The sequence below is a fragment of the Chitinophaga sp. genome (assembly GCF_035564935.1).
Classification (GTDB): Bacteria; Bacteroidota; Bacteroidia; order Chitinophagales; family Chitinophagaceae; genus Chitinophaga.
This window is the reverse complement of record NZ_DATMTE010000014.1, coordinates 1-17156: the sequence shown is the minus strand read 5'-3', so window position 1 is coordinate 17156 and position 17156 is coordinate 1. Positions and strand designations below refer to the sequence as shown.

The following is a 17156-nucleotide window of genomic DNA, read 5'->3' as shown; positions in this document are numbered from 1 at the left end:
AAACAGTTCTATGAAAAAAGTAAGCATAGCGATGTTGTTACTGTTTGTCATTGGGTGTTGGATGTTGCATTGGCCCCGTGCCAATGCAGCTACCCGGCCCATACGCCAGGATATCGACAGCCTTTTGATGCTGCAAAGTTCCGTGAAGGTGTATCCCAATCCCGTGATCAGCTCCCTCACCATACAGTCGCGGAAATCCATTCATCAACTGGTACTGTATGCCATGGATGGCAAAACCATCAAGCGGGTGGCGGGCTCCGGGAAATATAACCAGCTGGATGTACAGGATATCCAGCGGGGGGCTTATATGCTGAATACCATTTTTGAAGATGGTACAACGACGTCGAAGATGATCATCAAACAATAATCATTTCAAGATGAAAAATTGAAGCAGATGTCAACCAAACTAATATATTGTAAACAGCTTTGCATTGCCATATCCCTGATCCTGTTTCAGTTCGTAGCCAATGTTGCATACGCCCAGAACCTTTCCAACAAAGGGAAGGATTTCTGGGTGGGCTACGGACATCACCAGTTCATGGAAATGGGGCAGAGCAACAGCCAGGAAATGATCCTGTATTTAAGCGCGGAACAACCTGCTACTGTTACGGTGAGTATCACCGGTACTGCGTGGACGCGCACTTACAGTATACCGGCTAATACGGTGATTGCTTCCGACCTGATCCCAAAATCAGGCGCTATTGATGCGCGCCTGTATTCCCTGCCGCCTTCTTTTGGCGGTACGGGTGGTGAAGGCGTTTTCACCGGCAAGTCTATTCACATACAAAGTAATGTACCTATTGTTGCCTACGCGCATATTTATGGCAGCGCTTCTTCCGGCGCTACTATGCTGATGCCGGAAGAAACATGGGGTTATTCCTACATTTCGGTGAACAGTATGCAGAACTATGCAGATGATTGTTTCTCCTGGATGTTTGTAATTGCCAACCAGAATAATACCGTGGTGGAAATTACGCCTTCTGTGCTAACCCGTAACGGGCGCCCTCCCGGTGTGCCCTTCACCGTTACACTGAACCGTGGCGATATTTACCAGCTGGTAGGCGCCTCGCAGGGCGGCGGGGTTGGAAGACAGCTTACAGGTACTACTATCAAGTCCATCGGTAACCCCATGGGCCAGTGTTATCCCGTAGCTGTATTTTCCGGCAGCAGTCGTACCGCCATTACCTGCAACAACTCCAACAGCAGCGGTGATAATAATATCCAGCAGATCTTTCCCTTCCAGGCATGGGGCAAACGCTATCTGACTGCGCCTACTTCCGAAGATGACCTGCCATCAGCCCTGCAGTATAATATTTATAAAGTAGTAGTGAAAGATCCTGCCACCATAGTGAAAAGGAATGGCGTTACCCTTACCGGCCTGATCGCCAATTCCTACTATGAGTTTGTTAGCAATACCGCTGATTTCATAGAATCCGATAAACCGGTGCTGGTAGCGCAGTTTATGTCTTCCTCCGGCGCCTGTGGCAATACCGGCGGACTGGGAGATCCGGAAATGGTGTACCTGAGTCCTATAGAACAGGCCATCAAACGGATCGGGTTTTACCGGAACGACCGTGAGTTTATAGAAACGAATTATCTCACCATGATCATTCCCACGGCAGGCGTTCCATCGCTGAGGATAGATGGCAGCCCTTTGTTCGACTACTCTTACCCGCATCCTAACCTCAACGGGTATACGGTAGTGGTGAAGCGATGGCCGGCCACACCCGCGCAATGTATTGTGAGCAGCGATTCCGCGTTTACTGCCGTTACCTACGGTGTGGGCAGTGTGGAAAGCTACGGCTACAATGCAGGCACGCTGATCAATAACCTGAATGCTATAGGATCAATTCATAACACTTACGATACATCTAAAACATCCAATGATTTTACCTGTACCAATACGCCGGTGCAGCTATCCATTTTAATGGCCTACCAGCCTACAAAAATGGTATGGAAGCTCAGCACGCTGGGCGCCGCTATTACACCTAATGCAGACGTAACGGTGAATGCGCCGGTAAGCACAGGTACCGTGCTGGTAAATGGCATCACCTATTATAAATATTCCCTGCCCGGTACTTACCAGTTCAGCGCAATAGGAGAGTATGATGTGCCGGTAATGTCCACCCATCCCAGCATTGAAAACTGTAACAACACGGAAAAGGTAGGATTCACCATACCGGTGAAAGGCAAGCCGCGTGCAGTAATGACTTATTCCTACACGGGTTGTACATTGGATACTGTTTATTTTAAGGGAGATACCAGCCTTAAAGATCCGCTGATAGACCGCTGGCAGTGGGAGTTCCCTGGTGCGGTGAAAGACAGCGGTATGCAGGTAGGAAAGGTATTTCCCGTAGGCAATGCTGCCGTAAAGCTGACTGTTATTTCGAGAGATGGATGTGTGGGAGATACCTCCTTCCAGGTGGCCGCTGTGGCTAAACCGGTGGCCACATTTACCACAGATATGGATGCGCTCTGCGAGGCTGGGGTATTGAAAGTTACGGATAAGGCTACCTATGGAGGAACGGCGCCGCTGAAATCGTGGTACTGGAATTTTGGCAACGACTCGGTGCTGAACGCCACCACAGGCGCAACTCAAACGATCACTTATAAGGAACATAACACTTACACCATTCAACACGTAGTGAAGGTAAGCGACCGCTGTGTGAGCGACACGGTATCCAAAACCATAACGGTGTATGCCAAACCGAGCCCACTCTTCGCCTATCCAGGCGATTGCCTGCCGGTGGGAGGCCAGGTGCAGTTTACCAGCGGGGCCACCGTGCCGGATGCGCAAATCATCAGCGCTCATGCCTGGAACTTTGGCGATGCCAATGCTACTACTACCAATCCCAATACCTCGGTGACAAAAGATCCCACCCACGCCTATACGAAGTTTGGTACCTACAGTATTAAGTACAGCGTAACTACCGATAAGGGCTGTACGAAAGATACTACGGTAACGGCTACATTTAAACTGAAACCGCAACTGGCTTATGCCGCACTGAACGGCGTTTGCGTGAACACGCCGGGTACCATAGCCATAGGCAAGGCTTCCATACTGAACGGTGTGGCCGGTAAAGGTTTCTACCGCGGCCCCGGTACCGACTCCGCAGGTAATTTCAAACCCCTGGTGGCAGGCGCCGGTACGCACACCATATGGTACATATTTACCACTGATGCAGGTTGCACCGATTCCATCTCCACCACACAGGTAGTATTCCCAAAACCAGCTGCAGCCTTTGCCGCTACGGCAAGCCTGTGCCTGGGCCAGAATACGGTGTTCACGGACCAGTCTACCATCTCCGCAGGTAACATCACCAACTGGAAATGGGACCTCGCAAATGGTACACTGCGGAATAACACCAATAACAATCCGTTTACCATTACTTACCAGAAAGACAGCAATTACCTCGTGAAGCTGGTAGCCGTAAGTGATCATAATTGTATCAGCGACACCGCCAAAGCCATGGTAGCCGTGCATGAACTGCCGGTGACGGATTTTACGTTGCCAGCAAAAGTTTGCATGCCTGATGGCACTGCTGCATTTACCAATCTCACTACAGTAAAAGATAAGTCGTCCCTTTCTTACCAGTGGAGCTTCGGCGACGGCGGCGCCGGCTCGGCGGCAAAAGATCCCACCTGGCAGTACAAAGCCTTCGGACCGTTTGATGTGCAACTGGTAGCAACTACTGCTTATGGTTGTAAAGACTCCGCTACTAAAACATTAAGCGCCTTCTATGGCCAACCGGTGGCTTCCTTTAAAGTAACGCCCGATACACTTTGCCAGGGCGCCGATAATGTATTTACAGATCAGAGTACAGATCCTACCGGTACTATCAATAAATGGGAGTGGAGCTTTGGCGATGGCACCACTTCTACAGAGCAACATCCGGTAAAAAAATATACCGCACCTGGTGAATACAGTGTGCAGTTGCAGGTAGCAAATCAGTCGGGTTGCGGATCATCTGCCTATAGCAGCAAGGTGATCGTATACCTTCAGCCGGTGATTGATGCCGGGCCCTCCTTTGTAGTAGCGCAGGGTACCATTGTGAGCTTTAAGCCGGTAGCCAACGATTCCGTGAACCTTACGTTTGCCTGGGATCCTGCTGCCGACTTCCCCGATCCTACGTTGCTGTCGCCGGTGATACCCGCCATGCACGACGCCACTTACACGCTCACCGCCACCGGTAAGCACGGCTGTATCGCCCGCGATGCCATGACGGTGAAGGTGCTGAAACCCGTAGCGCCACCCAATGCTTTTTCTCCCAACGGAGATGGTGTGAACGACACCTGGATCATCAGCAACCTGGCTGATTATGCGGAAAGCACCGTGGAAGTATTTAACCGTTACGGGCAAAGGGTATACCGCTCCACCGGCTACAGCGTTCCGTGGGATGGCATGTTCAAAGGCAACCAGCTGCCGCTGGCCACCTATTACTATGTAATCAGGCTCAGGAAAGGCATGACGCCGCTAACAGGATATGTCACCATTATCAGGTAAAGTAAATCATTCACATAAAACCGTATTGCAGATGAAAACCATTATTGCAACCTTCCTTGTCCTTGCTGCTACACTATGCGCCGGTACCCGGTTAATGGCGCAGGCAGACCCGCATTTTTCCCAGTATTACGTATATCCGTCATGGTTAAATCCTGCACTTACCGGCGTGTTCGACGGCGACTACCGCGTATCGGCTATTTACCGTACCCAGTGGGGAAATATCAGCCCGTTTAAAACATACGGTGTGAGCGGGGAAATACCCACGGCAAAGAATATTAATATAGGCGCCAGCGTATTGAATCAAACAGCCGGCGATGGCGGCTATAACTACACCACTGCGTACGTAAGCGCTGCCTATACAGGGGTGAAACTGGATGCTTCCCATTATCACCAGTTAAATTTTGGCCTGCAGCTGGGCTTTATCCAGCGCAGGTTCGATCCGTCGAAGCTCACTTATGGTGAACAATGGAATCCTGTTACCGGATACAATCCCGGTAACCCCGTATCAGACGTGCTTACCCGTAATTCCGCCGCTTCTTTTGACGCCGGTGCCGGGGCGCTCTATTATGATGCCACACCCGGGAAGAACTTTAATGTCTACGGCGGTTTCTCGGTGATGCATCTTACCAAACCGCAAGACCAGTTCAGCGCCAAGGGAGATGCCCGCTTTCCCATGCGCTTCAATGTACATGGCGGCGTAAAATTAACGCTGTCGGAAATACTCAGTATTACGCCCAACTTCCTGTTCATGCAGCAGGGCCCGGCACAGGAGAAAATGATTGGCGCCTACGGGCAGCTGAATGCCGCCGCTGGTACGGATTTCCTGCTGGGGATGAATTACCGGTATAAAGATGCCATCACCACCCACGCCGGTTTTATTTATAAGAACATGATGCTGGGCGCCAGCTATGATATCAATACTTCTGATCTCAGTAAAATGGCGCATGGCTCCAACAGCTTTGAAATATCGCTCACGTTCATAGGCCGCAGATCGGTAAGAACACCGGATGTGGAATTTGTTTGTCCACGATTGTAATCAACTTTTAAAAGCAACCCGATCTCATGAAAAAAATACTATTTACTTCCGCATGGTTGTTAGCCGGCCTGATGTCGAATGCACAGTTTACCTACAACTACCTGAAGGCTGCAGATCAGTACTACAGTAAAGAAGACTACAATTCAGCAGCTACCTATTATGAAAAATACCTGGGCTCACGTACCAAAACGGTAAAGCCCGATACTTACAAACCTTATGCAGCGGTGTCTGTGATAAAAAATAAAACGGTAAAGGTGAGCAGCGAGCAGCAGGCCGTATACAAACTGGCGGAGAGCTATCGTAACCTTCACAACTATGGCAAGGCAGCGCCTTACTACGAATCGGTGATGGAGCTGGATAACGCAGGCTTTCCGCTGGCGCCTTACTATTACGCCGTGTCTTTGCGGGCGCTTGCCAAATACACGGAAGCCGCCCAGGCGTTTAAAAATTTCCTGGGTAACTATACCGCCAAAGATAAATTCACGGAAGCGGCTACACGCGAATTACAGAACCTGCAATTCATCACCGCACAACTGGATAAAAAAGACCTGTCGGAATACAGCGTGAAGAAGGCGCCGCCTGCACTGAATACCACCGGGGCCAGCTATGCGCCGCTGTGGAGCAATGCCAACCGCCTTATCTTTACTTCCACCAGGCCGGATAGTTCTTTCCAGAAAAATCATACCTATATCAACCGCCTGTATACGGCCGATTATGAAGCCGGGCAGGTGTCCAATATCCGCCTGCTGCAACTGGACCAGCCGCAGGGATTGCACCAGGGCGCGGCGTGTTTGTCGCCCAACGGGGAACTGTTGTTCCTTACCCGCTGGCATATTGATCATGGCAAAAAAGTATCTGCTATTTATGTGTCGCATAAAAACGGCGATAACTGGAGCGATCCCGTGATCATGGATGCTATAGTGAATGCAGCAGGGAATAACACGCAGCAGCCTTATTTGCTCGAAGATGGTAAAACATTACTGTATGCAAGCGACAGGGCCGATGGCTATGGGGGTTTTGATTTATGGTATGCCACACTCGATGAATCCGGGAAACCCTTGCAAACAGGCAATCTTGGCGATGTGATCAATACTGCTGGTAACGAGCAGGCGCCGTTTTACCATGCCGCTACCCAAACGCTGGTGTTTTCTACAGATAACCGTACCGGTATGGGCGGATACGATTTCTTTTCCAGTAAAGGAAAGATTGGAGCCTGGAAGATACCGGAGAACATGGGTTACCCGGTTAACTCCGTGAAGGACGATATTTATTTTACCAGCAGAAGTAACAATAAAAATTTACTGGATGATGTATTACTTGGTACCGACCGTGCCGCAGAATGTTGCCTGGAACTATTCTTTGTACATAAGAACCGGCCGCTGAAACAGCTGAGCGGCATCGTGGTGTCTTGTGATAACAACACACCGCTGGCCGGCGCTGCTGTTAATGTAATTGACACGGTGAACAACAAAGTGGTATATACGCACACTACCGCCGCCGATGGCAGTTATGCTTTTACGGTAGCCGACTTTTTACCGCTGAAAGCAGTAGCTAATGCAGATGGTTATACGTCTAACACACAACAGATCTCCGTTCCGGTGAATGAAGACACCACTGCCATGACGGTACCGGTGCTTTGTCTTACCAAACTAATAACACCGGAAGCGCCGGTGGTACTGGAAAATGTGTACTACGATTTCAATAAGGCCACACTACAGGAAGGTTCCTTCCCTTCACTGGATAAACTCGCAGAGCTACTTACAGCCAATCCGGATATGCACATAGAACTAAGCGCGCATACGGACAGCAAGGGTAAGCCTGCCTTTAACAAACGTTTGTCGGAAGCCCGTGCAAAAACCTGTGTGGAATATCTCGTAAGCAAAGGTATCGACAGATCCAGGCTTACCTATATAGGTTACGGCGACACGCAGCCGGTGGCGCCCAATACCCTGGAAGATGGCAGTGACAACCCGGAAGGAAGACAGAAGAACAGGAGAACGGCATTTACCATCATCAAAAAGTAACAGCCCGGCTGTTTAACCCAAAATCACCGATCCATGAAAAACATTGTGCTCACAGGTTTGCTTGTTTTGCTGCTGCAGGTTACCCATGCACAGCAACAGCCACATTACACGCAGTATATCATGAATCCTTTCATTATCAACCCTGCGCTGGCCGGGATTGAAAATTACTGGGACCTGCGCTTCAGTCACCGGCATCAGTGGGTAGGGATGAAAGGAGCACCGGTAACCACGTATATGACCCTTCAGGGGCCGCTGCGTAAATCGGATTACAGTACGGCTTCGCCCACCGGCTTTGACCCGGAAGGAAGCAACCCGCGGGGAAAGGCCTATTGGCAGGACTACACTACGCCGTCCCCACATCCGGGTGTGGGGCTAACCGTGCTGAATGATAAAACAGGCCCGCTGAACCGCTTCTCTGTTACTGGCGCTTATGCACATCATATTAACCTGTCGCCCCGCACCAGTGTGAGTGCCGGCATTGGGATAGGTATGCAGCAGGTGAGCCTCGATGCCAGCCGCGTGGAGTTCTTTGACCCCTCCGATCCGGTATTGGGCAGCAGCTCCGGCATACTGAACAAGTGGAAGCCCGAAGTGAATGCAGGATTATGGCTGTACTCCGCAGATTATTTTGCCGGCTTGTCGGTACAGAACATCATCCCCCAGCAGATAGGATTCAGCAATGGTAAAGTGACAGGCGATTCTGTATACAGCGGAAAACTGGTACCGCACCTGTTCTTCACTACCGGCTACCGGTTATGGATAAACGACGACCTGAATGTAATGCCGTCGGTGATGCTGAAAATGATCACCGCCATGCCGTTCAGCGTGGATATCAATGCCCGGTTTATGTACCGCGACCGCCTCTGGCTGGGCGCATCCTACCGGGTGAACGATGGAGTGGCTGCTATGTTTGGGGTTAACATCAGCTCGCAGTTTAACATCGGCTACTCGTACGACTATACGGCGTCTTCCCTCAATACGGTAAGCAGGGGCACTCATGAGATCATGATCGGTTTCCTGCTGGGTAATAAGTATGGAGATACCTGTCCCCGGAACGTATGGTAGTGCCATTAACTTTTTCATCTTTCATTATTAAATAAAAAACAAAACAAACAATTGTTATTATGAAACAGGTTACACGCTTTATGCCCTATGCATTGATCACTGCGGTGGTATTATTTTTTGCTGCGTGCTCCAAAGACGGAGAACAAGGTCCGGCCGGTCCAGCCGGCCCTGCGGGTCCTGCGGGAGTACCCGGAGCCACCGGTCCCAAAGGTGATTCAGGCGCGGCAGGCAGCGCCAATGTTATTTACTCCGCCTGGCAGGATGTAGCTTTTGCACCGGCAGATACCATCCTGAACCAGAATGGTACTATTAATACTATCATCTACGGCGCCAGCCTGGATGCGCCAAAGTTAACAGCGTCTTTGCTGGCTAACGCATCGATCAACGTATATATCAATCTTGGTACTGCGGCTACTTCTTTCGTACAACCGTTACCGTATGTAGATGAGTATGGCTACCTGGTTAGATTTGTGGCGTATACCGGTGCTATTGACCTGATTGCAAATGCACCCATCAGTACCACGTCTACGGATAAACGTTACCAGTACAGGTACGTGATTGTTCCCGGCGGGGTAACTGCCAGGTCTGCTGCAGGCATCAACTGGAACGACTATAACCAGGTGAAAAAATATTTAAATCTCAAGGACTAGGTTGGCTAATACAACCACCAGATATATAAGGGCTGCCCTGTTCAGGGCGGCCTGTTAAAAACATTCATTGACCAAAATTTTACGAAACCGTGTATGAACCCATATAGCAACCTTACCGACCAGGAGCTGATCCACCTGTATATTTCAGGAAATAACGCAGCCTTTACTGCATTGGTATACCGTCATAAGAACAGGATCTTTACCACCATTATTTTATTAGTGAGAGACAGGAGCCTGGCGGAAGATATTTTCCAGGAAGTATTTATAAAGATTGTGAATGCATTACAATCAGGCCACTATGTAGATAACAGCCGTTTCCTGGCATGGGCCGTAAGAATAGCGCATAACGCCTGCATCAGCCATTTCAGGAAAGCCCATCAGCGGCCAAGTACTATTGTTAGCTACAACGATGAACTGGGCGATTATATGGAACTGACAGAGCATAGCCAGGAACACCATATGATCCGCGCCGAGGTAACTGAAGAGATCAACACGATGCTCGACCGCCTGCCGGGACTGCAACGGGAAGCCCTCATTCTCCGTTACTATGCCGACCTGAGTTATAAGGAAATGGCACAAACCATTGGTATCAGCATTAATACCGCATTGGGAAGGGTGCGGTATGCGCTGATGAATTTAAGGAAACAGGCGGGAGTGGAGCAACTGGTATCAGTATAATCCTGTTTTTTTCGTTAATGACGATCATATGGCAGGCAGGAACGGCATCTCCCGGAATGCACCCGTTCAAGGAAAGTTTGTATACCACGACAAAGAGTGAACAGCAGGAGAAGAGGGGTAGCCTATACGATCTTTCCGTCTTTCCCAAACTCCTTGCGGATGCCCGCCAGTACATCTTTCTGCCGGATGGTTTTATCGCCGCGTTTCAGCGCCATCAGGCAGCTGTAGCGTACTACGTTGATAATGGTACCACCGGCCATTTCGTATTTGAGGGCGGTCTCTTCCAGGTTCAGTTTATCTTCCAGCAATATATGAGGAGGAAACGATTGCTGCCAGATGCGCAACCGCTGTTCGGGACCCGGCATGGAAAAATGGATCATCGATTGAAAGCGTCTTGCAAATGCTTCGTCTATATTGGCTTTCAGGTTAGTGGCCAGTATTACCACGCCGGGGAAATCTTCTACCCGTTGCAACAGGTAAGCTACTTCCTGGTTGGCATAACGGTCGTTGGAAGAGGAGGTTTGGGTGCGTTTTCCAAACAAAGCATCCGCCTCATCAAAAAACAGGATCCATTGCTGGTTCACCGCCCTGTCGAACACCCGCGCCAGGTTCTTTTCCGTTTCACCAATAAATTTTGATACCACCAGCGATAAGTCGATGCGATACACCTCCATGTTAAACGTTTTCCCCAACAGGCAGGCGGTGAGCGACTTTCCCGTTCCCGGCGGACCATAGAAAAGGCTGCGGAAACCCGGTTTTATTTTGTGGCTCATACCCCAATCCTGCAAAAGTGTATTGCCATGTTCTATCCAGGTACGGATGTCTTCCACTTCTTCCATGGCATGTGGCTCCAGTACCAGGTCTTGCCAGCCGAGGCCCGTTTCGATACGTTTTGCAGGGAACTGCGTATTGTAATCCGGCCGGTGGGCCACGCCTTGTGTGAACAGGCTGAGATATTCCTGCGAAAGATGCAGCGTACCGCTCAGCAAGGGTTCATCGCCAGCCGGCGTAAGACCTAAGATCTGGTGTTTACTGAAAAAATGATCGGGGCTGAAATACCGGATCAGGTTAAACCGTTGCTGCAAACCATCGGTTGCCAATAGAAATGCAGCTGTTTCGCCGGTGGGCAGAAAGCCGCCATGCAGCTGCCCTTTAATCCCGCCAAATTCTGTAAAGCCCCTGTCGTAGGTAGCGTTCTTTACAAAGAAAATATCCAGCAGCTCCGGTTGTATATGAGGTATCAGTGCAAGCAGCAGGATAACCCGTTCGGCAGGCGACATGCTATAGTGTTTGATGATCTGTGCATACACCGCATCATCTTCCGTGAGATCCGGTGCGGGGGGATATTCCACCTCTGTTTGCTGGAAGTAATGCTGCATGCGCGCTGCTGCCAGTAGCCGGAACCATTCCAGTTCTTTTTCCAATGTAGCCGCATTGGCTGCTATTAACTGTATGCCCATTCTGTATAAATTGTTTTTTCCATCCACGGGGCTTTGATCATACCAATGCCCCAGGGTAAGGTTTGAAGTATCAGGTCATATCCGCGTTCTTCTATCCGCAGCCACCAGTCGCCGTCTTTCTCCCATAGCGCACCATCGCGTTGCAGGAAGGCCGCGCGGAAGCCTTCCACGGAGGAATTGTTCATCTTCTCCCAACGCTGTATCACCACTTTCAGTAATTCTTCGCAGAGTTGTTTTTCTTCGGGTGTCAGCAGCACTTCCGCCGGTACGGGCTCTTCCAGTGGCAATGCACATAATATTTTGTTGAGCGCGAGTTCATGTTCTGCATGTTCCTCTTTCCCCGTAGCCATATACTGCAACAAGTGTATGGCGCGATGCTGCGCCTCCCTGTTTACAAAGCCTTCATCGTTTACGAGGCCAACACGTTTAAAGCCATAGGGGATAAAAGGATGCAGCAGGATCAGGCCGGCATTACCGGTGTAAATGGTATCCAGCGGCGGTTTCTTAACTTTAGACCAGCTTTCCGGATCCTGTGGCGGCATTTCCGGATCGTTGGCCGTTCCGGCAGCAACCTGCTGCCGGTCTTTTTCGTATAAGCTTTCCCGTAGCAATGTGCGGTGCCGTTCCGCGTTAACGGATAATTGTGCTTCCTGTTGTAATGCCGGCATCACATGGCGTATATGCGTATGCGATAGTGCTTCCGGTTGTTGCGCGCTCTTCACTAGCCTGGCCGTCAGGATACCTGCAATTCCCGGCGCCGCCGTTTTTATAAAATCAAGGAAACGGAGGGCATAACTGCGGGCGTCATATACATGCAGATGCGCACCTAACAGTAACAAGTGAAAACGCCGGAACACCTGTTGCAGTTGTATTTTTTCCTGGCTGCCGGGAAGCATTCCCTCCAGCAGCTGTTGCAGCTCATGCAACGCATCTGTGGCGTTGGCGGTCCACCCGAGGGGCGCATCCTGCATGATGTCGAGGAAGGAAGCCTCATCAAGATGTTGCGCCATTTGCTCTATGAGCGCGGTATGCTGTAATATTTTGCTGTAGAATAACTTTCTTTCCTGCCGGCTGCGTTGCCTATAGAAACGGACCGCCTTCCGCAGATCTGTAATACCATCCTGGCTACTGCTACTGCCGGCAGATTCCTGTAGCAGCAGTAAACTATCCTGCACGGCATATACATCCAGGCTTTGCCGGATATGGCTGTCGGGCGCCCCGGCATAAAATGAGAACAATCCGTATACCTGTAGCCTTGCTGCCAGTTGTTGCCGGTAGCTGCTGAAAAGCTGCTGAAGTATACCCGGCACTGCATTAAATAACAGGATCACCGCTGCCTTAATGATTTCATTGGCAGCTGATAAGGATAAAGCCCCCAGTTTTTCCGGCAGCCGGTGGCGGGTAAGGAATACGGTCAGCAACTGCCTGGCTTCTTCCAGGATCTCCTGTTGCTGGCGTTCCGCAGTAATGGCGGTATAGCGTTGCATACGCTGTAGCAATGAACGGTAAGCTACTGCCGGTTGATGGCGCCTGCCGGCTGCATCGCCGGCAAATGCGCCGCCAGTGCCAGAAGAGTTACCGGAAGCAAATACACCGCCCGCTGTAAATATGCCGCCTGTGAATGTACCGCCGCCGGCAGACAGGTGATCCGCAGCAATTATTTTGTCCAGCCAGGGTTGCAGCAGCGCCTGTACCGGTTCAATATGCGGCTCCAGCTGAAGGAATAGTTCCTCCAGCTGCACAAATAGTAACGGTGATAAGGTAATACTGTCCTGTAATATTTTTATGTGCGCTTCATGATATTCGTATAGCCATTGCAGTAGGCGGGCGGCATAGCTGGCGGAGGTATTACCTGCTGCTGCCGGCAGCAGGCCGGTGCTAAGGAATTGCCGCAGCCATTGGGTAATGGTTTGTGGCGATACCGGTAGCTGTGCCGGCAAACGCTCCGTTCCCTGCACCGTGGCCATTGGAAATGTCCATGCCTGCAGGTCGCTGGCCAGTATGGTGTTCCCCGAAAGATGGTTAATGACGGGCAGCAACTGCTGCAGCAGGAACCGGATCATTCGTGGCGCTGCTACAGGAGCTGCCGACCAGGCGGGGAGGAACAGGTGTTGCAGCAGTATTTCCTTATTGATCCGGCGATAGCGGGTAGCGGCAAGCGACTGCCAGATGGCTTGCAATATAAAATGTTCCAGTGGCTGTGCAGTTATAGAAACAAACTGTTGCACGGCTATCAGCAACGTATATACGTTATCATATACTTCTTCTGCAGCAGTGCTCATACCGCTGGTTTTCAGCAGCCGGAAAAATACGGCAGGCTTTACACCCGTTACCAACCGCTGCATGGCGGCAGGCAGGGTAGCGGCATATTCCAGTATGGTGAGCGTTTGATCCGGATGCTGGTCTGCCAGCTGCTCCAGTAAGCTGTTCAGTGAAAAGTGTGCATATGCTTTGCCCCACCATGATATACTGCCGTAAGTGAGTAAGTGCAGGATCACATCGCGGAGCAACAGCCGCTTTGTAGCAGTATCCGGGGCGAATGGCGCCGCAGCAATGGTGTTGTCCGCCCAGTTTTTTATCTCCTGTAAATACCTGGTTTTTTCTACAACAGCTGCATTTGTTTGCATCAGGTTATTCCATCTGCCGGCGGCAGTTGGGTGCTGCAATACTACCTGCAACATTTGCTTTAATGAAGCGGCGGAACGGTAGCCGGTATTTGCAAACATCTGTTGCAATGATGCAGGGGTAACGCCCGGCGCCCACCATGGAATAGCGCCATATAACAAATAATAACGGAGCACGTTAATTTGTTCCCCGGTATCTGCCATCAGTTTTTTGTAAGATGGATCACCGCTGCTGATGTGTTTTCGTTGGGGGGTAACAGTTAGTTCCTCGTAAAGGGATTTAATATAACTGCCCAACCCTGTTTCAGGCATCGATGATTTATAGCGCCACCACGCATCGTAAAATAATGCCAGTATGGTTTCATAGGAGAGATTGAAATGCCCTGCCAGCTGCAGCAGGTTATTGCGTACAAATTCCCTGCGGTTAAAATTACTGCCCCGCTCCATAATGAGATAGGTGAGCATGAACAACCATACTGCTTTTTCCAGTTCACTGGTTTCTGTTTGCAGTAATTGCTGCTGTTGTTGCAGCAGTAATATTTCGCGGCTGCCGGCAATTATGAACAGGGCTTCCGCGGGCTCCAGCACTTCTACAATAGCTTGCAGTACAGTAACGGGAAATTGCCATACGATCCGTTCCCGTACACTGCGGCTTCGTCCGGTACTGCGGATGAAATCCGCCAGTTTGCCGGGAGCCGATTTGGACAGCTGCAGGATAATATCTCCCGGTTGGGCGCGTTCAGCGGCAGTAGCCCACCAGGGCATTACGCCCTGCAACAGGAAAAAGGTCATCAGTTCCAGCTGCCGGTCATCTCCCTTGCGGATGGTAATATCGCCGTTAATGGCATGTTGCGTGCCTGCATGCTGATGATGCAGCAGGTCGGTGAGCATCTGCCGCAAGGCGGCCAGGATCTTTGCCGGCAGCTCGGTTTCCATGTCTTTAACGGGGATCGCCCCGATGTTCAGAACCAGCCCGTCTATAGAGGCCATCATATCCGCCGGGATCAGTTGTTGCAGCAGCTCGTCCACGCTGTTACTGATGCTTTGCCGGAAAAGCATGCTCACTTTATCCTGCAATGCAAAAGCCTTTGGCCTGGAATCGTAGGTGATATCAAAACTGTATCGCCGGATGATGTGTGCTTCCATTATACGGTAACTACATGATGAGAAAATGACGGATCTTTAATGATAAGCTCCAGCAGCGCATTAGCGGCAGATGGTTTGTTGCCCCCGCCACGCATGGCTTTGAGCCAGTTGAAGTAGCGTAACTCGAACTCCTGCATGGCAGCAATGCCTGTCCAGCGGAAGTACATACGGAACTGCACCGGCGTATGCTCCCGGAATAATGCCTCCGTGAAGTTCCTGAACTCCTGGTACTGGAAACGGGCCGGCCAGGAAGGAAACACGATGCTCATGCCAAATTTGAAGAAGTCTTCCTGCAACATTTGAGACGCCCCGTGTTTTACATATTTCACTATATGTACCTGGCCGGGCTGCCCGTTTTTCATTTGCCGGATCAGCAGCAGCAGGTCCAGCATTGTTTTTTCAACGGCGGTTTTTGAGGCAGGTGCGGTGAAATGCGCTGCTGTCAGCAGCTCAGGTGTATCGCCGGGATAGAAGTAAATATTATACTGCTGCCGCAGCTGTTGCCAGCTGCCGTATGCATCCTTTTCGTTTAATGCAGCCGCCAGTACCGCCATGTTATCCAGGCGCGCTTCCCGCTCATCGAGCGTGAACCATTGTGCGTGCTGCAGCAGTAACTTATTTTTCCGGTCGTAGATACGGAAACCGAAACTACGGTCTGCATAAGCGGGTTTCAGCAACAGGTGTTCCAGCAGGTAACATCCTTCGGAGGCTGTACTGATCTGCTTCAGGTGGCGGATCATTTCCTGCTGCGCATGCGTGGCTTCTTCGTGCGTGTTTTCCCGGCTTACCACCTGCCATAACGAATGTGCGTTATGCCGGTACACCACCAGGTAAATATCTTCCGTTCCGTCGTAAACGATGCGATAGTTAGCCGGGTCCAGTCCGTAACGGAGCAGGGATACGGATTGACGGCCGTAATCATATTGTTTGCCGGTGATGATCTCTCCCGATGCACTTTCTGCAATATTCACCCTGATCAGCTCGTCTTTCACTTTGTATTCCCTCACCAGGTGTATATGTATATGTGCTTCGGGAGCGTGTGCGGTAGTTACTTTCCATTTAGCGGAGTCAAAGGCGGCAGTGAGCCGTTTCCGCTTTTCCTGCCGCACATGCAGCAGTTTATGCAGCAGCGTTTCGTAGCCAGATAGTTCACCTCTGTCAAAAATATCTTCCTTGTAGTTAAATGAGCGGTTACGGTTGGCGCTTAGCGCGGGAAGGTCGCGGAGGATCTCTGCTTTCCATTCCAGCTCCGGGCTGATCCTTGCGGGAGCAGCATCACGGCCATATGTTTGCTCATAGAAGTTCACAGGGTATTTCAGCAGTACCAGGTTAAACCGCGCCAGCAAATGATCCAGTATGGTGTTCTTACGTTCCTGGTATACTTTGTCCGGTTCTGCGGCTTCCTGCATATTTTTCATATAGGGGTTACCGTTATCCTGTGTGAAGTCATCCCAGGAAAGCGGTGTTTTCTGAGCGGTATATGCCTTTAGCAACGCAGCAACATGCGGCACGTTATATAAAGGCTGGGTGGCATAAGTTACCGCGGGTACCTGCTGCAGGAACGGCGAAAATAAATTACCGATACTACTTAGCTGTGCCAGGTAATTTGCCAGCAGCTGTTCAAAGAAAAGCAGGTAGGCTTTCAGTTGCTTGGCCTGCGCATGCCGGAGGGCGGGGGCGTTTTTTTCCAGCCCTTCATGCCCGATGCCATAAATAGCAGGGAAGTGGTGTTGCAGCGAATAGTACCGGCCCAGGTTGCGATAGGTTGCTTTTAATGGTTTGGATGCCTCTGAATTTTTGTGGCCTGCAAATTTTCTCCGGGCCACTGTTTTTACCTGTTCATACATGTTTAGAAAACCGGCATCGTGGAGATTATATTCGAACTTGTCGCTGGAGATCTTTATTTCATGTTTCTCGCTTACCATTTCCAGGTAAGGGTAATGGCCTTCTTTGATCTGTACGGGTTTTG

At 50.5% G+C, this 17156-nt stretch carries 10 protein-coding genes; 7 read left to right on the top strand and 3 right to left on the bottom strand.

The features are described 5' to 3' along the window. Positions 1 to 10: 10 nt before the first annotated feature. From VN105_RS00485 to VN105_RS00455, 7 genes are all read left to right on the top strand, one after another. Complete coding sequence (locus VN105_RS00485; protein ID WP_325636856.1) at positions 11 to 367, top strand: T9SS type A sorting domain-containing protein; 357 nt, start codon at positions 11 to 13, stop codon at positions 365 to 367. Between the two features lie 27 nt (positions 368 to 394). Continuing rightward, complete coding sequence (locus tag VN105_RS00480; protein WP_325636854.1) at positions 395 to 4504, top strand: PKD domain-containing protein; 4110 nt, start codon at positions 395 to 397, stop codon at positions 4502 to 4504. Between the two features lie 31 nt (positions 4505 to 4535). Further along, complete coding sequence (locus VN105_RS00475; protein WP_325636852.1) at positions 4536 to 5540, top strand: PorP/SprF family type IX secretion system membrane protein; 1005 nt, start codon at positions 4536 to 4538, stop codon at positions 5538 to 5540. Between the two features lie 26 nt (positions 5541 to 5566). Next, positions 5567 to 7564: an OmpA family protein gene (locus VN105_RS00470; protein WP_325636850.1), complete on the top strand. Its 1998-nt coding sequence runs from the start codon at positions 5567 to 5569 to the stop codon at positions 7562 to 7564. 33 nt (positions 7565 to 7597) lie between these two features. After that, a complete protein-coding gene (locus VN105_RS00465; RefSeq protein ID WP_325636848.1) occupies positions 7598 to 8629 on the top strand; it encodes a type IX secretion system membrane protein PorP/SprF in 1032 nt (343 codons plus the stop codon). Positions 8630 to 8688: 59 nt separating this feature from the next. Continuing rightward, entirely contained in the window at positions 8689 to 9279 is a 591-nt protein-coding gene (locus VN105_RS00460; protein ID WP_325636846.1) for a hypothetical protein, read from the top strand. Between the two features lie 93 nt (positions 9280 to 9372). After that, positions 9373 to 9957 carry an RNA polymerase sigma factor gene (locus VN105_RS00455; RefSeq protein WP_325636844.1) on the top strand — a complete coding sequence of 195 codons (585 nt, stop codon included), beginning with the start codon at positions 9373 to 9375 and terminating at the stop codon, positions 9955 to 9957. A 122-nt stretch (positions 9958 to 10079) separates the two neighbouring features. Here VN105_RS00455 and VN105_RS00450 read toward each other — a convergent pair whose 3' ends face one another. The 3 genes from VN105_RS00450 to VN105_RS00440 all read right to left on the bottom strand — a co-directional run. Then, complete coding sequence (locus tag VN105_RS00450; RefSeq protein WP_325636842.1) at positions 10080 to 11417, bottom strand: ATP-binding protein; 1338 nt, start codon at positions 11415 to 11417, stop codon at positions 10080 to 10082. After that, positions 11402 to 15187 carry a contractile injection system tape measure protein gene (locus VN105_RS00445; RefSeq protein ID WP_325636840.1) on the bottom strand — a complete coding sequence of 1262 codons (3786 nt, stop codon included), beginning with the start codon at positions 15185 to 15187 and terminating at the stop codon, positions 11402 to 11404. Before VN105_RS00445 ends, VN105_RS00450 begins: the two co-directional genes overlap by 16 nt. Then, positions 15187 to 17156 (bottom strand): hypothetical protein (locus VN105_RS00440; RefSeq protein ID WP_325636838.1); only part of this gene is annotated, 1970 nt, incomplete at its 5' end. The genes VN105_RS00440 and VN105_RS00445, both read right to left, overlap by 1 nt.